Genomic DNA, 18,749 nt, shown 5'->3' on the forward strand with positions numbered 1-18,749 from the left:
ACCCAAAAAAAGCCGCTTCAATTGAAGCGGCTTTTTTTGGTGAAAGAAAGAAATTTATTATTATTTTATTTTGAAATGCAGAAGAAAATAAGAGGTTAAAAAATATTTTTACCAATCAACTTATCTCTAAATTATAAATATCTTTCTTCAATTATTTTTTTATGATGATAGAAGTGCCCAAGTGTTATATAACCTATACTGGCAACGCTTGTAGGAATATTATTGGCACTGCCCATTCTTTTTAATGCGTCGGCTGAAAAACTTTTGAACAGCAGTCCGGTTGCCTGGCGCACCGCTAAAAATTCTTCAGAAAGGTTTTGCCAGCTTCTGGTATTGGCTGTACCACTTGCGGCGTACGCATTTTCATCAAACCCAGCTATATTGTTGCGTTCGTTTCTTGCAAAACACAAGGCACGAAAACAAAAAATTCTTTCGGTATCAATTACATGCTGCAATAAATCTTTCAACGTCCATTTATTCTCTGCATACGCATACATAGATTTATTTTCTGAAATTGTATCGAGTAAATTTTTTATCACCGGCCATTGATTGGCAAAACCTGCCATCAATTCATCATCAGGTACCAGATCAATATATTTTTGAAAATATGGCGGATAACTTTCCGGGAATGGTTTAAACATACAATAATTTTTATAGCGTAAAATAAAATGCCGGGTAAATTACCCGGCACTAAATTAATACTTTTCAAAACTGAACTAAATTATCCTTTTTTATTTTTTGTGATTTTTGATTTTGGCAATGCTTCGTTCACCGCTTGCCGGTCTCCTTGTATTGTAGCCGCTAATTTTACGGCTTCATACGCATTCAGCAAACCGCCGCTTACACATAGTTCGCTCAATTTTGTTTTATCCGTTGTTCCCGGAATGGTTACTTCTGTATCGGGAGCTACGGCAGATTTTTCGATGATGTATTTTAATTGCTTAGCACTTAACGTTGGAAAATATTCCAGTAAAAGCGCCGCAGTTCCGGCAACTACAGGACATGCCATACTTGTACCGGACGCATTTCCATAATTGTTGCCACCTGGTATGGTAGAATAAATTTGTACACCCGGAGCAAAAACATCTACCTCTTTTTTACCATAGTTGCTAAAATTGGCCGTAATGCTGCCGGTTTGCGGATCACCGCTGGCACCAACCGTTATCCAGTTGGTAGCTTTTTGGCCGTTATCAAGATAAACAGGACTTGGGAAATTATCTGTACTATCTACATTTTTTGCATCATTTCCTGCAGCGTGTACCAGTAATACACCCCTGCTTTCTGCAAATCTTACCGCACTATCTACCCATCGTTTTTCAGGCGAAAATTCTTTACCAAAACTCATACTGATTATCTGTGCTCCATTTTCTACTGCATAGCGAATGGCAGTGGCAATATCTTTATCATGCTCATCTCCATCTGGCACTGCACGTACCATCATGATGCGCACATTATCCGCAATGCCCTGGATTCCTTTTCCATTATCTCTTACTGCGCCAATAATACCAGAGCAATGGGTACCGTGAAATGGAGTGGCCGCCATAATATCTTTGTTGCCATAAAAGCGGTCATTGATATCATTTTCATCATCCTGTACAATTTCTTTTCTATATTCTTCCGGTGCATGGTCAGCAGCATCTGCCTTTCTTAAATCTCCCTGTAATTCATCAATAATCTGTTTATTACTTAATTCATTACTGCTGTTTGCTTTACACAATTGCAGTAAGAATGCCTTGGTTCTATTTGCAGCTGCATCAACTGAAGTAAATTTTTCAAGGTCGGTGCAATTGTATTCTTCCTTACCAATTTCTTTTTTTATAACAGAATCACCTTTTAAAAAGCCGGGCAATAGTTGTCTTAAAAAAGCTGTTTCAGCAGGATTTACCTGTCCCACGATTTTTTCTTTTGCTTTTTTATATAATTCCACTTCATTTTTTTCACTGGCGGTCAGTGTAGAATCTGCCGGAATTTCGTCACCGTATTTTGCTTTTAATGCTGTGTAAACACGGGCTCCTTCATAACTATCTTCTTTAACATTTCGCCCATCTTTACCACCCAAAAAATTCCATCCATGTACATCATCAATATAACCATTGTGGTCATCATCAATACCATTGCCTGGAATTTCTTTTGCATTGGTCCATAAAATTGATTTAAGATCTTCATGCAGGGTATCAACGCCACTATCAATTACCGCCACTACTACTTGTTTGCTTTTTAGTTTTTTTGCTTTTATAAAATCATACGCCTTATCAAGGCTGATGCCATAATAGCCCGAAGCAGCCCGATCCAGCTGATACCAGTTTTTGGGAATTTCGGTTGTCGTTTTTTGAGCAAATACTGCAGCGCTAAACAACAAAGCACTGCTTACTATCCATATCTTCATAGTTTAAATTTTTTATTAAGAAGCAATTTATTAAAAAGCATTAACATACCCTAACCGATTGAGAAAATACATCGTCTTTATAATAATTATTAACAGCTTTTTATAAAGGAATAAGCTTTACAAAAAAAGGGAGGGTAATGTTTGTTGAGGGAGGATTTTTTTTGCTAAACAAGGCAAATACGCTGCTGCCACTGCCACTCATGGCTGCATACACTGCACCCACCTGATACAGGCGTTCCTTAATGTCTTTTATAAGGGGATAAGTTTTGAATACACTTTCTTCAAAATCGTTTACTAAAAATTTTTGCCAGGTATTAACGGGCTGGTTGATTATTTCAACTAATGATAACGGGTTGCTGGTGGCCTGATGAAGTGGCACTGCAGAAAAGGCCTCTCCTGTACTTACATGAATTCCGGGATTAACCAATGCAAGGATATAGCCAGAAAGATCTGCTGTTACTGGCTCCAGCAATTCGCCTCGGCCGGTAGCCATACAGGGAGTATTTATAATAAAAAATGCACAGTCGCTGCCCAAATGCGTTGCGTACGCAATTAATTGTGATACAGATAAATTTAAGCTGAAAAGTTTATTTAATAATTGTAAAGTAAAGGCAGCATCGGCAGAACCGCCACCCAGACCGGCTCCCATGGGTATACATTTATGCAAATGCATTTGTATACAGGGCAATTCAGGGAAATCTTTTTTTAACAACCAATAAGCTTTCACGCAAAGATTATCGGCACTATCTCCGTTAACGGGTAAACCTGAGTTGCTGAAAATGAGGAAATCTTTATTATCTGAAAGAATTATTTCCAGTGCATCGTTGAAGGGCAATGGATAAAAAATGGTTTCTATATTATGATAACCATCCGCTCGTCTATCTAGAATGCGCAGGCCAAGATTAATTTTGCAATCAGGAAAAACAAGCATTTTATTTAATGGATAATGTTTTAAAGGATAATTGATAATGAAGAACTGCGGTTTTTTAAAATAACTGATAGAGAATGATGGTTCTGCATTAAAGTATCAATTAATAAATTATCTATTATCAATTATAAGCATCATTTTCTTGCCTTTATTTCATCCCTGATGGCAATGGCCCTGATATAATCTTCCTGTTCAAGCACTTCATTTAAAAGGGTGTGCAGTTCTTCTATTGACAGGCGTTGCAGATCATCCTTGCCGCCGGTTTCAGTGGTGATGGGAACAGTAGTTTTCTTTTTCTTCTCATCATTTTCCATTAGTATGCCGGCACTGTCTAATATATTTTCATATGTAAAAATGCTGCATCCAAACCGCACGGCCAGGGCCAGTGCATCGGAGGTGCGAGAATCAATTTCTACTGTATCATTCTGACTACTGCAAATCAATTTGCTGTAAAAAATTCCTTCCTGCAAATCGTTGATCACTACTTCATGCAGTTCAACATTAAAAGCCATCATGAAATTTTTCATCAGGTCGTGGGTAAGGGGACGGCTGGGGCTCATACGCTCCAGTGCAACGGCAATAGCCTGTGCTTCAAAACCACCAATTACAATTGGCAAACGGCGTAAGCCATTCACTTCACCCAACACTACAGCGTAAGAATGGGTTTGTGTAATGCTGTGCGAAAGGGCAACTATTTCTAATTCAATTTTCTTCATGTTCAAATCGTCAAAAGGGAAATTAATTATTTAACTGATTGCAAATATAAAAAACAAAAGCCTTTCAATACAATTTGAAAGGCTTTATAAATTAAATTAATAATTTTTTATCTGGATAACTCATTAAATCATTTATTGATGCTTCATTTGCTTCACTGCTTCAATGACTTTAGGCATAACTTCAAAAGCATCACCCACAATTCCATAATCGGCTACTTTAAAAAAAGGCGCTTCAGGATCTTTGTTGATTACGACAATTGTTTTGCTCCTGTTTACCCCCGCCAGATGCTGTATGGCCCCGGAAATGCCGATGGCGAAATATAAATTTGGTGCAATGGCTAAACCTGTTTGTCCAACATGCTCATGATGTGGCCGCCAGTTAATATCCGCAACCGGGCGGCTGCAGGCAGTTGCAGCACCCAGCAATTTTGCAAGGTCTGTTACGAGCCCCCAGCTTTCGGGGCCCTTTAATCCGCGGCCACCGCTAACTACAATTTCTGCTTCACTGAGCGGTACTTCTCCTATAACTTTATTGGTAGCAGTTACCTGTACTTTTACAGGCGCTATTGTTGCGGCAAAGGCTGCTACTTCAGCCGTTGCTTCTGTGATAGCAACCGTGAAAGAATTAGGATTAAGCGAAATAATTTTAAGGGGGGTATTGATAAATACATTGGCAAAAGCCTTACCACTGAATACATTCTTTTTTACAGTAAAACCATTGCTCGTGTCTGGCAGCGCAATGGCACCCGAAACCAGGCCAGCCTTTAACCGGACACTTAACCTTGGCGCAATGGCTTTGCCATTAAAGTTGTTGGAAAACACAATTACTGTTGCGCCGATTGCTATTGCGGCTTCCGCAATAATTTGGGTAAACACCTGTGCATCCACATTATTCAATGCTTCATTTTTTACAGTGTGTATTTTAGCAATACCATATTTACCGAGGGTAGTTAAATCATCCTGTACGTTACCCAGTACCAGGGCTTCTGCAACGGTGCCTGTTTGCTTTGCAATTGCAGCACCATAACCTGCAGCCTCCAAAGAGGACTTTTTAATATGACCATCTGCCTGGTCTAAAAATATTAATATGCTCATATATTTACTTGATAATTAAAAATTAATAATTAATAATTCTTTCAAATTGAAGTGTACTTGCTATCAAATCACTTTTGCTTCTTCATGCAATAACCTTACTAATTCTTCGGGATGATCAGCGCTTACCAACTTTACACCCGCTTTAGCCGGGGGTAAAGCAAAAGAGGCAATTGAGGTAAAAGTATCTGCTGCCGCAGGTTCTACCACTTTTAAGGGTTTTGTTCTTGCACCCATGATGCCTTTCATATTTGGGATGCGTTGTTCCGCCATTCCTTTCTGGCAACTAACCACTACAGGTAACTGCACTTTATCGGTTTCCTCACCACCATCAACTTCACGGATGATGATTGCATCGTTTCCTTCAAGGTTAAATTTTGTAGCCAGCGAAACATATGGCAGATCCAGCAGTTCGGCAACCATACCGCCAATGGAAGACCCATTGTAATCGATCGTTTCTTTACCGGTGAAAATCAGGTCGTACTTATTTTCTTTTGCAATGGTGGCAATCTGCGAAGCAATATAATAACTGTCGTGGCTATCCGAATTTACCCGAATCGCTTCATCACCGCCCAATGCTAAAGCCTTTCTAATGATGGGATCACAATCGGCGGTACCCACGGTAACCAGGTGAATTACGGTGCCGGCAACGGCTTCTTTCAATTCAATGGCTCTTACCAGTGCATACCATTCATCATAGGGGTTGATGATCCACTGTACACCTGCTGAAGCGAATTTCGTATTGTTATCAGCGAAGGCTATTTTTGCGGTGGTATCAGGCGTTTTACTGATACAAACTAAAATTTTCATGCAAGTTCATTTTGCCCTGATGATCAGGGATAAAAAAATAAAGTTGTTTATGCAACTAATAACAAAGGTAGGTGTTGTTCCTATAATTTACATAAAAAATTAAAAAATTATTATACCATGAGCCGGATAGAAAAATTACTGGAATATTTGAAAACTTCTGGTAAAGATAGTTTTCTGCAACATGCGCTGGCGCTGGAATACATCAAGGTGGGCAGTGATGAAGAAGCACGTAAACTATTTAACGAAATTTTACTTCGGGAGCCCACGTATATAGGTTCTTATTATCACCTGGGAAAATTATTAGAGCGGGTTGCTGATTTTGACCGGGCTATCCGAATATATAAGAGAGGCATGGAAGAAGCAAAACGGGCGGGCGATAACCATTCGTACAATGAATTGCAAGGTGCGCTGGAAGACCTGGAAGAATAGGGTATTAAGGAATTATTTTTTAGTTTATTATACAGATTACCGTTAATTTTCCGGTGCGTATCCAGAACAAAATATTAGAAACTCATAATTCATAACTATTTCCCCCTTTTCCAAAGAATTATTACATAAAAAGGTATGCCTGCCATTAGTAAAAAAAAACCCCAGTACACCGTTTCCTGTCCTGAACCTGCGATGGCCCACAGTGAAAATAAAAACGCCAGGGCAGACAATGTAATTGTTGCAGGCCAATGGTTATGGGGTTGCAGATATTTATTTTGTAACCTGATCAGAACATAAGCTGCTGTTGAAAAAAGATAAGGAACCAACACGGTTGTGGTAGTTAGTAAAATTAAAAATTTAAACTGGTCGGCCAGGCCTTTCGTATAATTCATTACCATTAAAATACTCACCAGTACACTGCCAATTACAATACCTGAAACAGGTACCGCCTTTTTATTTACTTTACCAAATATTGCCGGAAATAATTTGTCTTTTGAAATGGCATACGGTATTTGACCCTGTATCAGTATCCAGCCATTCAATGCGCCAAAAGCTGCAATGGCAACGCCAGCGCTTACCCAATACCGTGCGCCGTTTCCCCACATTAATACTGCAGCATCTGCAAAAGGGGTAAGGGAATGCGACAGCTGACTGGAAGGTATCATACCCATGATACTCACCGTGCTTAAAATATAAATGATGGCTGCCAAACCTGTTCCCAGTAAGGTTGCACGGGGAATTGTTTTTTCAGGATTGGCCACACTGCCAGAAGGGATGGTGGCAGATTCCAACCCGAGAAAAGCAAAAAAAGTAAAAGTAGTGGTAGCCGTTATGGCTGTAAAAGCCGATGTACCGCTGGCATTAAAGGGTAAAAAATATTTCAGCTTTAAAAAAAACAAACCGCCGATGGCAACCAATAATAAAGGAATTATTTTAAGTGCGGTGGTAATCAGTTGAACAATACCCGAGGTAACAATGCCCAGTGTATTGATCCAGGTAAGTAACCAGATGGCGCTTAAACCGGTAAGGACGGCAGCAAAGGAACTGGTGGCCAGTACCGGAAAAAAAGTACTCAATGCACTAACCATTGAAACAGCAATGGCCGCATTGGTACACCAGATGGAGATCCAGTAACCCCAGGCTACCAGGAAGCCTGCAAAATCACCCAATCCCTGGCGGCAATATGCGTAAGGGCCACCATCTGCCTGGGGCATCAGCTTGCTTAAATTACTAAAAATTTTTGCCAGTAAAAATGCACCGAGCGTAGCAAATACCCATCCAATTAAACTGATACTTCCATAAGCCGCCAGGGTGGTGGGCATTAAAAAAACTCCCGCACCAATCATGTTACCCATCACCAGCGAAGTGCTTGTCCATAACCCTAATTTATTCTTTTGTGACAACTGTCCGGACATTTTACGAATCGTTTTACAATGATCGTGGAAGATACAATTTTATGCTTAGGAGCGGTAAACCATCTATAAATCAGCTTTGAAGAGTTTGTACGAAAGGCAAAAAGAGTCAGGTAGTTCAATAAAAATAATAACTACCGGCTATGCACACACAAAGATGTATGTTAAAGAATGGCATCGCTTTTTTTTGTGAATTAATTTATTGAGGGGAACAGTTTAGCGGTAGTATTTTTTATTTTTTGTAAGCCGGTAGTCATTAACCGGGCAGGCAAGATCTGCAGAATGTTTGCTCCGCCTGTATCTTTTTTATCTCTGTTTTTTGGTTATTTATTTAAATTCAGCCGTTGACAGAACATCAGTCAATTTTTTAGTAATCATACAAATTACGTCCACGAATCGCTGGCTACAATATTACCGTTTACCCATATCCAATTTATCTTCTGATAAGTAAAAGCTACTTCTTCGTATTCTGTAAATTTCATCATGTCAGGATTTTTATTGTTGAGCATGATACTTTTTATATCACTGATATTTGCATTGGTTAACCTCACGGTGTAATGGTTTACTTCCATACCACCAGCACCTGAACCCGCTTGTATATGCGGAGTAAAAAACTGTAACTCCCAACTGATGATATTTTCATTGTTCACCAGCGCATTAAATAGCAACGGAGTACTGCTGTCTAACTCTTTGGTAATTACAAAAGGCTTGTGCTGCCTTTTGCCGGTGGGTAAACCGCTTGCTGCATCCCTGGGCGAAACAATTTCGTGGTTTACAGCAATCACCATTATTTTTCCTTCCCGGCCTTTTTGCGTTACGCTGCCTTTAACATCGCCTTGTTTTTGTCCGGTTAATTTTAAATATGCATTTAGTGCCATAATAAATTGTTTTAGACAATTAAGATAATTATTAATTTCCGTTAATACAAGCAGGTTATTTGTACTGATTTTTCGTAACAATTTTGTAAATCTCCTTTAGTCAGGATGGGATGGTTATTTGAGTGAAAATGTTTCATCACAATTTTCAGCCATTTCAAAATCACTGAGTCTCAAACGATTTCAAAGCAAGAAAAAATTTGAGTGGATACTGCAATTTTTTAGTGGTTAATAAACCGGGGGCATAAAGACACAGGCACGAAATTTCCTTCAATAAACTGGCAACTATTTTTTTATCAATGAATATTATTCCTTCTTTGAGTCAGTTCTCTCCAGGTTGTTACAATAATTCCTTCTTTTTTAAGTGCCGCCTTAAATGCAGGATCTGTCATGGCAAGCAGGTCGCCTTTACGAACAGCACCACTGCTGCTTATGTAAGGAAACACTTCGGTAGTTTTTGTACAATGCATGATCATCATGGTAATACCCGGTAGCAATAATTTGATTGCTTCAATATATTTGGCTGTTTTAAAAGCTTGTAGTTTTTTATCGTCGTTTGCAATAGTATCAGGGATCTTCCAGTCGTAGCTAAAATTATGTAAGTCATCCAGTACGGGCAAGCCTGCTGCCCAAAGTATTTTTCCAATACCCTGCATTTGTTTTATCATGGCATCAGGGGCATGGGTCTGTTGCCGGATAAGTACATCCTGGCCACCAGGCAGCATTACGGGAATATGTTTTTCAATACCCACTTTAATATAACGTTGTAAAAAATCAGGTGATGCAAATAAAGTGCCCATGTGCGAATCCAGGTGGGTAGGTAAAAAGCCCATATTGTTAGCTCTTTGGAGCTGTGCAAGTATTTCTGTTTCCACTTCATCTGCTGAAGCATGCTTTACCACATCTTCAACCGAAGGCCAAAGATCACCTTCTTTATCTGTTAATCCAGGTACACTTTCTTTGCAAGCAAGCGGAGCCCATCGATAATCTTGCCATTCCGAAGTAAGTGTTAAATGCAGGCCTGCGTCTATTTCCGGGTGTTGTTTTAAATAACGAACAAAGCCGGGCACCCAAGGGCAGGGCATCATTACACTGCAAGAAGTAGCAGCGCCTTTGGTAATCGCTTCAATCGCTCCTTCGTTGGAATCGTAACTCATGCCTGCATCGTCTACATGTAGTATCAATACCTTTGATCCACCTGGGTAGCCAAGCTTTTCTGCAAAAGTGGTATCTGTAATTTGTGCCCTGCACAATTCAATTAAAAAAATAGAGAGAAAAAAAATAATACGCATTTGGAAGCTTTTATGATAAAAGATAAAACTAATAATAATAAAACAAAGCTCAGCTGCTTTATTATATTATTGTAAAAGCCAGATTTGGTATTGTTGATGGCAAAACAAATAAGAGGTTGAACAAAAAGATAATAATTTTGCAATAGTACATTATAAAGACCGGGATAAAATTCTATTGGATACGCAATTGCCTGCTGTGTTTCTATCAGCAGGCAATTGCGTTTATTAAAATGAAAGAATTGCTTTTACACAAATATTTCTACCCATATTGTACATTCCAAAATGGTTGTAGGGTGCTTGTGTATAATACTCAAAATATTTTAACCGGCTAAGGTTGGATTGGTTGGTTTTTTCAAAAATATTATTTACCTGTACCTGAAATAATACGGTATTACTTTTTGAGAAATTTATTTTTGTGTTGGTTGAAATATTAAACAGGGTGTAGGCGGGTGTTGCTGTTTCAGTGTTGTTCAAAGCTAAATATCTGTTTTGTGCCCCACTATACTCGGCTTCAATTTTTACGTTGATTTCTTCAAGTGTTTTTGATATTTTTTTAATGTTTTGGTTAATGCTGGTCAATACCTTCAGGGGTGGAATTAAGGGTAAAAATTCACCATTAAGCCCTGCGTTTTTATAGGCTTTTTTTCTGTTGTATCCATACACCACCGACAAGGAGTTATCAAAAGAAAATCCTTTTAAAATTGCCGGATGAATATTCAACAGCATTTCCATTCCATACAATTGCGCTGCTGCCTGCTGGTATTGAAAAGTTTTATTTCCCTGTGCATCTGTAATTGCATTTCCAGTGGCATCTGTTAATTCTGACAAATAAATATAGTGTTGCATATTATTGTTAAAAATACTTGCCGATGCCGAAAAGTCTTTATAATAAATGTCTACACCAATGTCTTCCTGTAAACTAAATTCCGGAACAAAATTTCTGTTGCCCAAATAAATAATATGCGCTCCGGGATCAAGCCCGTTAGAGGCAAATTCAGTTATACCTGGCGCCTTGTATCCTCTTGCTACATTGGCTTTTACGTTTAGGTGTTCGTTTGCCTGGTAGGTTGCCCCCATGCTTAAGGATGTGCCGTGGAATGTTTTGGTAAATGCCGGAAATTGTAAATATGCATCAGCAATACCGGTAGAAAATACTCGTTTTGCAAAACCTGTAACCGTATCTTTTTTTGTATAAAAATCGCCGCTCTGTAAAAAGCGTAAATCATACCTTGCACCAGCGCTGATGACCCATTTATTTTGTTTCCATTTTGCAAAAATATAACTGCCCGCGTCAAATAAACTATAATCGGGTATTGGAAAATTAGTGGCATTTTTACTTTGATTATTTTGGTACATTCCATTTATTCCAACGGAAATTTCGGTATTTAAAAAGGAGGAAGCATTATAACGAAAACCATAATTAAGCGTATTTAACCGCACATACATACCTGCCTGTTGTGGTACTGTAGGGTGATTATATTCCCTGCGGATATTTTGCTGCAGTGCCAGTGTAAAATCAATGTCTCCGTTACCGGTTTGATAATGATTATTACTGTAAACCCTGTAGTGTTGAATATGCTGGTGCAAAGCACTTAACCGGTAACTATTTAATGCTTCATCCGAAACAATTGGCCGGTCTTTAATGTCGTCATTGTCGCCTTCATCAATTTGCTTTGTAAATTTTCTTGTCAAAGAATCCCGGCTTCCGTCTGGTATGCCCTGTAAATTATCGTACAGTGTAAGATTTAAATTTGAGTAGCCACCCTTGCTAAAATGTTGAACAGTTGCCGAGGCGTTGGTTTCCTTAAAGCCCGTGTTATAAACCCTTCCGTCAATATTATTGGTGTAATTTTTAGCTATTCGGTAAGATCCCCGCAAAGCATAAGCCCAATGATTTTTTGAAAACGTAAGCCTTATTCCGTTGCCTGCTAATCCATTGTTGGCCTGGTATTCGATAAAATATTTTCCTTGTATATTTTCATCCTTGTTTGCCGGCATTGCAGGCAGTAAACTCACTACTCCTGCTACCGCATCGGAGCCATACATAATACTCGCAGGCCCTTTAACAACTTCCGCCCGGCTAATATTATACGCATCCACTTCAATGCCATGTTCATCGCCCCATTGTTGTCCTTCCTGCCTTATACCGTCGTACAAAGTAAGCACCCTGTTATGGCCAAGGCCACGTATGAATGGCTTGGAAATATTAGGTCCTGTTTTTACCGCATTTAAACCAGGCGCATTTTTTACCAATACATCGATTATATTATTTTCAGCACTTTGTTCAATCGCTTTTGCAGATATAGTAACAATAGCAACTGGATTTTCCCTTACCCTGGTTGCTTTTGAAACACCTGTAACCACTACTTCGTTTAATATGCCTCTTGTCGGTTGTAGCAGAATTTGATATGTAAATTTTGCCGCGTTAAGTTCTATCGTGTCAGCAACATACCCTACAATAGAAACTGCCAGTTTTGCAGGGGGTATATTTTGTGGAATGGTTATTTCAAACTTTCCCTCCCTGTTGGTTATTGCCCCAATGGTTGATTTTACAATTACAATGTTGCAAAACCCAATTGGCTGTTGCGTTTCGGCATCTCTTATCTCCCCGTTAACAGTTTGAGCCAGTGCCGGTAACTGAATGGATATAAGCGGCATTAAAATAATTGCAAAAAGATATATTTTGTTCATCTAATAAAATAATAATAAATATAAAAATAAAAAGTTAGACGAAGCTAACAATAATTATTAAAAAATAATAATTTATAATTGTAATAGGGTAAATATTTTTATTAGATTTGTTGAATGTATACACTTACAGAGGAAAATTATTTAAAGGCATTGTTTAATATGGCCAATGAAACCGGCGAGGTAAATGTTGCAGAACTATCCAAAAGGCTTGAAATTAAAATGCCTACTGTAACCAGTATGATGAAAAAGCTGTCTGAAAAAAAACTGGTGCATTATGAAAGTTATAAACCGTTGCGGCTTACAGATAAAGGTAAAAAAGAAGCCGGCCTTATTATACGCAAACACCGGCTTACAGAAATGTTTTTAGTAGATAAAATGAAGCTGGGCTGGGAAGATGTTCACGATATTGCTGAACAAATTGAACACATACAGTCACGGGTATTTTTTGAAAAAATGGATGAATTATTAGGTAATCCAAAACTGGATCCGCATGGCTCGCCCATACCTGATAAAAATGGAAAAATATTTTGGAAAGAATACAGCAAATTAAGCGATTGCAAAGTGGGCGAAATTGTTACACTGGCTGCCGTAATAAATACGTCCACAGAATTCTTAAAGTTTTTAAATACGCGTGAATTACGCCTGGGATTGAAACTTAAAATAATATCAATAGAACCGTTCGACAAGTCAGTAGTAGTGATGTATGGTAAACGGCAAACTGAAGTATTAAGCAATGTTGCCTGCGAAAGATTGTTGGTTGAAAAAGTCTAGTTCAGGATACCTGTTATTGCTCCGCCGAAAACCCGCTTTTTTTTAACTGATCAAAAAGCAGGGTGGTTTTTTCTATTGCTGCATCCCCGTTACTATCAAAAATCCGGAAGGTTTCTTTGTCACCTTTGTACAATGGATTTTCCTGCATATCGCCCTGCGATTTATATGCAGCAATTACCCATTGCGCTATCACTTTATACGAAACCTGTTTGCCATGTCCAAAGTGGGTGGCCACATCCAGGTAAAAGGATGGTGCATTTTTTTTCATGGTTGTTTCAGGAAAGCCCCCCAGCATAGAAAAAGTTTCAGGTGTTTCATCTTTATAAGTGCTGCCTGCCAGTATGATTGGGCGCCTTGCCCCTTTGTATCTTTTTAAAGCCCGTAAAGCCATGATGGCAGCCGTTTTATGGTGGCCGTGCTGACCTGCAAAAGGAAGCATGGTAATAATAAAATCGTATTGTTGTGCAGCCAATAACTGATCTAATTTTTTTTCAATAAAAGGAACATCCCAGTTTTGCCCGGTAACGTATGGAATCGGATTTAAATTATAATAATCGTCTGGCTGGTCAAAAAAATAATAGTTCCTTATACCCATAATATCGCCAGCTTCCATCAGTTCTTTTTTTCTAATGCGGGGCAACTCTGCCCTCCCAATGGTGGAATCTGTCAGCTTTAGTTTATAATACACTGATCCAAGCTCCGATCCGTTAAATCCGCCCTGGCCGTCTGTTATCAAAGCAAGGTCCACTGTGCCTTTCAGCTCATGCGTAATTTTATAAAGTATTATGGGAAAACTGGTTTCGTCATCCGGATGGGCGTTTACAACTAATACCCTTGGCCCTGTTTGAGCCAATAGCATAGCAGAATAAAAGAGCAAACAAAAACCAGTAATACCTCCATATTTTAAATGTGTATTTTTCATATTATTATAAATTGTGAAGATGAAAGGAAGATGATTGTTCAAAGAAAATATTCTCATTTTTAATTGCTCTTTATGTAGACAGATACCGCAAAGTAACAGGATTTATTGGAGCTTAACTGTAGGGTATAGTTTTTTAACCTGATATACCTTTCAATATTTAACCTGTTTACGCCAGCCTTATCAACTTTTTCAATTGCGCTTGGAATAAGCGTACCGGTCTTTGTTGTTATGGTGAATTAAAAATTATTGCCTTCCCATTTCTGGTCGCTGCAATATTCCAAATGCCCGGTATACAAACTATTTGTAATCGTATAGCTGCCGCCACCCTAACTGCATGCAGCAGATGAATCTTTGCCTTTAGTAAGATCATGTTTCAAAAAGGCAAAACAGGTATTGTTAATGATTTTGATCAATGACAAATTTTTGTTGTGATAAGTTATGATAGTATCGCCTTTTTCAATAGTTGTATTGCCAGGTGCCCATAATGAGGAGAGAGGTATTTTTCGTTTGCTCCTTTACGGGTTTTGCCCGGCAGGATACGGGTAAAGAAGTGATTACGACAAATCCAATACTCATTTTTATGTATTTACTTTTTGATAATTACTACATTTATATTTACCGCTAATATACGCTACTCAATATTTAAAATAAAGTAACAAAAGTTTTTTAAGCGTAAGCATCCTATTGATTCACTCAATCATGACTATAATATTTTTTGCGGGGGAACACCAACGTTCCCCGGCAAAAATAAAATATCGTTGCACTGCTATCCGTGAATAAGATAGCTACCTTTAAACACCATTAACCAGGGGGACACATTTTATATATTTTCTAGAAAATATATAAAATGGTACATAAAATTAAAAATGTATGAACACTTTAGTTACCGGCGAGCAGGTGCAATTTTATCAGCAAGATGGATTTTTATTGGTAGAAGATTTTCTTAACCAGGACGAATTTTCATTTTGGCGACAGGCAGTAACAGAAGCAATAGCGCAAAGAGGAGGAAAAAAAATGCCGTGCAGAGAGGCTAAAATAGGGGAAGATGATGGCATTAATAAGTACAGCGATTATTATGTAAAAGTATTTGACCAGATGCTGAACCTTTGGCAAACCAATGACAAGGTGAAGCAAATAATGCTGGATGAAAAAATAGGTAAGATGGCAGCTACTTTAGCAGGATGGAGCGGCACCCGGATCTGGCATGACCAGGCATTGATAAAACGCTCCTGGGCCAATCCTACTTCCTGGCATTTGGACACCCCTTTCTGGTCGTTCAGCGACAGGCGTGCTTTATCCATCTGGGTAGCGCTGGATGATGCGACTTATGAAAATGGATGTTTATATTTTATCCCGGGTACTTTTCGCAACACTACTTTTGAGAATCCGGGGATCGGAAAAAATATGGATGCTATCTTTGATTTTTATCCACAGTTTAAACAATTTAAATCAGTTGCCGTGCCCGTAAAAGCAGGTAGTTGCTCTTTTCACAACGGATTAACCATTCATGGTGCAGGAGCTAATATGACCAATGGTTTCAGGCGTGCCATGACATGTGCCTATATGCCGGATGGCGCTACTTTTAATGGTATAAAAAATATATTGAGTGATGAACAGGTAGCAAAATTAGCGATTGGAGATTTATTAAATGATGAGTCACAAAATCCCCTAATTTACAGTGTATAATAACTTTTATATCCAATAAAACAAGTTGTATGATTTATAGTAAACGCCGGTCTTCTTTTCTTTTTCCTGCTATTTTATTTGTAATGTTTACGTCGTCAGTTTTTGCGCAGAACATCAACATAAAAAATAATGAGCAAACTAAAAAAATGGTGTTCGGTAATCAAAAAATGAGTATCACCCTTGATTATAACGGCAGGGCAAACATCTCATTAATGGTTATAAACGGCGAGCAGGTATTGGATACCACCGAAGGAATTTATTCGTTTATAAAAACAAAATCAGCAAGGTATTCAACCTTGCATTTGTCAGCTAATCCCACCATAAAAGTTACCGGTAACAACATCACATTAAATGGAATTATTTATGGGGATAAAGCGGTAACCATTAACGAAACATGGCTCTTTACCCTAACTGCAGATAAAATTCAATTTGATGTGTACAGAACAATGTCGAAAGCCATTATCGCAGAGCAGGTAGCCATGCCTGTTTTTATCTTTAACAGCATCAATACATGGGAAGGTGCTTACCAGGGTTATGGCGGTTTAGCCTGGTTTTATTTGTTTAATAAAAAGCAAGATACTTACGGAGTGCATACCAATTCATCACAATTCTGGAACAGCAAAACCGGCAAAGGTTTAAGCGTTGTTGTAACTGCACCAGAAAAAGAAGTAGCGATGAATTATACCCGTACTGCAACGGATCGGCTTGCTTACAGCATTGCTGTATTACCTAAAAAAATGTTGCCCCGCTTTGATTCAGGCACACAACGGAGACGCTACATCCGCGACACTACGGATGTGTGGGCACCCGTTACAATTGGTGCAGGTACAGGCAAACAAACCATCACCCTTACTTATTTTGATTTTAATGAACAATACGGGCGGGGAAAATTTGTTGGTATCAACGGGAAACAAGCAAGTGCCGTATTAAATACCATTGCAAGAATTGGTGTAATTGATAAACAGCATTTTGGAGGTAATAGCTGGCGTACTCCTTACGGCCCTATTTGTTTACACGAACAATACATTGCACAAATGGGCCTTGCGATAAACGATCAAACTTATTTAAAAGGTTACCAGCAATGCCTTGATTTTTACAGGGACAATGCGATTGGCGCAGACGGAAGAGTGTGGCCAAGATGGGCATACAGCAATGAAGATGCCATGCCGGGAAAATTTACAGACAAGGGATTTTATGAAGCGCAGTGGGGTTATTTGTTAGATTCAAATCCCGATATTGTTACGAATGTTTCAGAATTGTATGACCAGACAGGTGATATTTCCTGGGTAAAAACCCATCAGCAATCTTGCGAAAAGGCATTGGATTGGATTATTAAAAGGGACGGCAACCACAACGGTCTTGTAGAAATGATGACAGACAGTATGCAGCAAAAAAGAGGAAGTGACTGGATAGATATTATTTGGGCATCTTACGAAAATGCTTTTGTAAACGCCAAGCTGTATCATGCCTTGGTGCTATGGGCAAACATTGAAAAACAATTGGGTAATATTGCAAAAGAAAAACAATATAATGCGTTTGCAAAAAAACTGAAAAGTAATTTTAATAAAGACACAACGGAAGGTGGTTTTTGGGACAAAGAAAATAAATGCTATGTTCATTGGCGGGATAAAAATGGGTCTATACATGGCCGCAATATGGTTATACCAGTAAACTTTATGGCAATTGCTTATGGTATTTGCGATGATGCTGCAAGAACAAAAACCATCCTTGATACTATAGAAACACAAATGCAAAACGAGCACCTTTTCTTTTGGCCGCTGTGTATGACCACTTATGCAAAAGGCGAAGGAAACGATTGGCAATTTCCTTTTCCTGCTTATGAAAATGGGGATATATTTTTATCATGGGGTGAATTGGGCGTAAAAGCTTACGCAGCTTATAAGCCGGAACTTGCCGTAAAATATGTAAAAAATGTATTGGCACAATACGCAAAAGATGGCCTTGCTTTTCAGCGGTACGGCCGGGTAAAACAAGATGGATTGGGCGATGATATTCTTTCTGGTAACAGCCTTTCTATTGTTGGATTGTATCAGGCTATTTATGGTATCAATCCATTATACAACCGCTTTTATCTTAATCCGCATATCACTAATGAACTGGCTGGTACACAGGTAAGATACCATTACAGAAACCAGCCCCTGGTGATTGACCTTGCGATGAACAGTTATTCAGTTTCAAATAAGCAATTTAAGATAACTGATAAAAGTGATTTTAGTTTTTTTTGTGTCAAAAATGATCTTGCTTATTTTAATGGAAATAGTGACAATGTTGCTTTAAAAATTGCAACACAAAGTAATTTGATGATTGATATAAAGTCCTGGAATCAGGATTTATATTCCTGGACTCAATCGTGCCAAGATATGGTTTCTAAAAAATTGGTTTATACAATAAATCAATTGAATCCAAATAGGTTTTACAGCATTTCTATAAATAATAAATTGTATCAGAAAATCAAAAGTAATGGCAACGGTACGTTGGTTTTTAATTATAAAACTAGTAAAGATGCGGATGAGATAGTTGTAGCCGGCAAGTAATTTTTAATGATAAATTAAACAAAGGCACTATTGGCCAACAAAGCTAAATAGGGTCTGCTCAACAACTCTAAAACGTTGGTATATTTGAGTTGTAGGTCAAATAAAACATTTGAGATGCAAGCCAAACCAATAAAAGCAGTAAAAAAGCGTGCAGCAACTCCGCAGTATGTTAGCCCAAACCAGC

Annotated in this window: 15 protein-coding genes; 4 read left to right on the plus strand and 11 right to left on the minus strand. The window is 38.5% G+C overall.

The genetic code is table 11. The annotated features are described in order from the left end of the window. Window positions 1-131 precede the first annotated feature (131 nt). The 6 genes from H7254_RS07415 to H7254_RS07440 all read right to left on the minus strand — a co-directional run bounded on the left by H7254_RS07415 (window position 132) and on the right by H7254_RS07440 (window position 5,932). Window positions 132-641: a DinB family protein gene (locus H7254_RS07415; protein WP_301932365.1), complete on the minus strand. Its 510-nt coding sequence runs from the start codon at window positions 639-641 to the stop codon at window positions 132-134. Between the two features lie 80 nt (window positions 642-721). Beyond that, window positions 722-2,386 (minus strand): S8 family peptidase, encoded by a 1,665-nt coding sequence (locus tag H7254_RS07420; RefSeq protein WP_301932366.1) that lies wholly within the window; start codon window positions 2,384-2,386, stop codon window positions 722-724. Between the two features lie 100 nt (window positions 2,387-2,486). Continuing rightward, window positions 2,487-3,317, minus strand: coding sequence for a 4-(cytidine 5'-diphospho)-2-C-methyl-D-erythritol kinase (gene ispE / locus H7254_RS07425; RefSeq protein WP_301932367.1), 831 nt, complete (start codon window positions 3,315-3,317; stop codon window positions 2,487-2,489). A 131-nt stretch (window positions 3,318-3,448) separates the two neighbouring features. Further along, the gene (locus tag H7254_RS07430; RefSeq protein ID WP_301932368.1) at window positions 3,449-4,030 is read right to left on the minus strand and encodes a bifunctional nuclease domain-containing protein; all 582 of its coding nucleotides are present in this window, start codon (window positions 4,028-4,030) and stop codon (window positions 3,449-3,451) included. 132 nt (window positions 4,031-4,162) lie between these two features. Further along, window positions 4,163-5,125: an electron transfer flavoprotein subunit alpha/FixB family protein gene (locus tag H7254_RS07435; RefSeq protein WP_301932369.1), complete on the minus strand. Its 963-nt coding sequence runs from the start codon at window positions 5,123-5,125 to the stop codon at window positions 4,163-4,165. Between the two features lie 63 nt (window positions 5,126-5,188). Further along, complete coding sequence (locus H7254_RS07440) at window positions 5,189-5,932, minus strand: electron transfer flavoprotein subunit beta/FixA family protein (protein ID WP_301932370.1); 744 nt, start codon at window positions 5,930-5,932, stop codon at window positions 5,189-5,191. A gap of 117 nt (window positions 5,933-6,049) precedes the next feature. Between H7254_RS07440 and H7254_RS07445 the strand changes: the two genes are divergently transcribed. Next, complete coding sequence (locus H7254_RS07445) at window positions 6,050-6,361, plus strand: lipopolysaccharide assembly protein LapB (protein ID WP_301932371.1); 312 nt, start codon at window positions 6,050-6,052, stop codon at window positions 6,359-6,361. A gap of 95 nt (window positions 6,362-6,456) precedes the next feature. Here H7254_RS07445 and H7254_RS07450 read toward each other — a convergent pair whose 3' ends face one another. From H7254_RS07450 to H7254_RS07465, 4 genes are all read right to left on the minus strand, one after another. Next, a complete protein-coding gene (locus H7254_RS07450; RefSeq protein ID WP_301932372.1) occupies window positions 6,457-7,776 on the minus strand; it encodes an amino acid permease in 1,320 nt (439 codons plus the stop codon). A gap of 380 nt (window positions 7,777-8,156) precedes the next feature. Continuing rightward, entirely contained in the window at window positions 8,157-8,651 is a 495-nt protein-coding gene (gene tssD, locus H7254_RS07455) for a type VI secretion system tube protein TssD (RefSeq protein ID WP_301932373.1), read from the minus strand. Between the two features lie 293 nt (window positions 8,652-8,944). Next, window positions 8,945-9,940 carry a polysaccharide deacetylase family protein gene (locus tag H7254_RS07460; RefSeq protein ID WP_301932374.1) on the minus strand — a complete coding sequence of 332 codons (996 nt, stop codon included), beginning with the start codon at window positions 9,938-9,940 and terminating at the stop codon, window positions 8,945-8,947. Between the two features lie 225 nt (window positions 9,941-10,165). Further along, window positions 10,166-12,631, minus strand: coding sequence for a TonB-dependent receptor (locus tag H7254_RS07465; RefSeq protein WP_301932375.1), 2,466 nt, complete (start codon window positions 12,629-12,631; stop codon window positions 10,166-10,168). Window positions 12,632-12,745: 114 nt separating this feature from the next. Between H7254_RS07465 and H7254_RS07470 the strand changes: the two genes are divergently transcribed. Then, window positions 12,746-13,402, plus strand: coding sequence for a metal-dependent transcriptional regulator (locus H7254_RS07470; protein ID WP_301932376.1), 657 nt, complete (start codon window positions 12,746-12,748; stop codon window positions 13,400-13,402). A gap of 13 nt (window positions 13,403-13,415) precedes the next feature. Here the strand turns inward: H7254_RS07470 and H7254_RS07475 are convergent, their stop codons facing one another. After that, the gene (locus H7254_RS07475) at window positions 13,416-14,324 is read right to left on the minus strand and encodes a PIG-L family deacetylase (RefSeq protein ID WP_301932377.1); all 909 of its coding nucleotides are present in this window, start codon (window positions 14,322-14,324) and stop codon (window positions 13,416-13,418) included. Window positions 14,325-15,194: 870 nt separating this feature from the next. Here H7254_RS07475 and H7254_RS07480 point away from each other — a divergent pair. Further along, complete coding sequence (locus tag H7254_RS07480) at window positions 15,195-16,010, plus strand: phytanoyl-CoA dioxygenase family protein (RefSeq protein WP_301932378.1); 816 nt, start codon at window positions 15,195-15,197, stop codon at window positions 16,008-16,010. Window positions 16,011-16,039: 29 nt separating this feature from the next. Further along, window positions 16,040-18,565 carry a trehalase family glycosidase gene (locus H7254_RS07485; protein ID WP_301932379.1) on the plus strand — a complete coding sequence of 842 codons (2,526 nt, stop codon included), beginning with the start codon at window positions 16,040-16,042 and terminating at the stop codon, window positions 18,563-18,565. The last annotated feature ends 184 nt before the right edge of the window (window positions 18,566-18,749 follow it).

It is taken from the genome of Ferruginibacter sp. (assembly GCF_014377975.1).
GTDB lineage: Bacteria > Bacteroidota > Bacteroidia > Chitinophagales > Chitinophagaceae > Ferruginibacter.

Coding starts and splice junctions, on each gene's coding strand:
- H7254_RS07460 (WP_301932374.1), bottom strand. CDS start 9,940: ATGCGTATTATTTTTTTTCTCTCTATTTTTTTAATTGAATTGTGCAGG.
- tssD (WP_301932373.1), bottom strand. CDS start 8,651: ATGGCACTAAATGCATATTTAAAATTAACCGGACAAAAACAAGGCGAT.
- H7254_RS07485 (WP_301932379.1), top strand. CDS start 16,040: ATGATTTATAGTAAACGCCGGTCTTCTTTTCTTTTTCCTGCTATTTTA.
- H7254_RS07445 (WP_301932371.1), top strand. CDS start 6,050: ATGAGCCGGATAGAAAAATTACTGGAATATTTGAAAACTTCTGGTAAA.
- H7254_RS07470 (WP_301932376.1), top strand. CDS start 12,746: ATGTATACACTTACAGAGGAAAATTATTTAAAGGCATTGTTTAATATG.
- ispE (WP_301932367.1), bottom strand. CDS start 3,317: ATGCTTGTTTTTCCTGATTGCAAAATTAATCTTGGCCTGCGCATTCTA.
- H7254_RS07435 (WP_301932369.1), bottom strand. CDS start 5,125: ATGAGCATATTAATATTTTTAGACCAGGCAGATGGTCATATTAAAAAG.
- H7254_RS07415 (WP_301932365.1), bottom strand. CDS start 641: ATGTTTAAACCATTCCCGGAAAGTTATCCGCCATATTTTCAAAAATAT.
- H7254_RS07465 (WP_301932375.1), bottom strand. CDS start 12,631: ATGAACAAAATATATCTTTTTGCAATTATTTTAATGCCGCTTATATCC.
- H7254_RS07450 (WP_301932372.1), bottom strand. CDS start 7,776: ATGTCCGGACAGTTGTCACAAAAGAATAAATTAGGGTTATGGACAAGC.
- H7254_RS07430 (WP_301932368.1), bottom strand. CDS start 4,030: ATGAAGAAAATTGAATTAGAAATAGTTGCCCTTTCGCACAGCATTACA.
- H7254_RS07420 (WP_301932366.1), bottom strand. CDS start 2,386: ATGAAGATATGGATAGTAAGCAGTGCTTTGTTGTTTAGCGCTGCAGTA.
- H7254_RS07480 (WP_301932378.1), top strand. CDS start 15,195: ATGAACACTTTAGTTACCGGCGAGCAGGTGCAATTTTATCAGCAAGAT.
- H7254_RS07440 (WP_301932370.1), bottom strand. CDS start 5,932: ATGAAAATTTTAGTTTGTATCAGTAAAACGCCTGATACCACCGCAAAA.
- H7254_RS07475 (WP_301932377.1), bottom strand. CDS start 14,324: ATGAAAAATACACATTTAAAATATGGAGGTATTACTGGTTTTTGTTTG.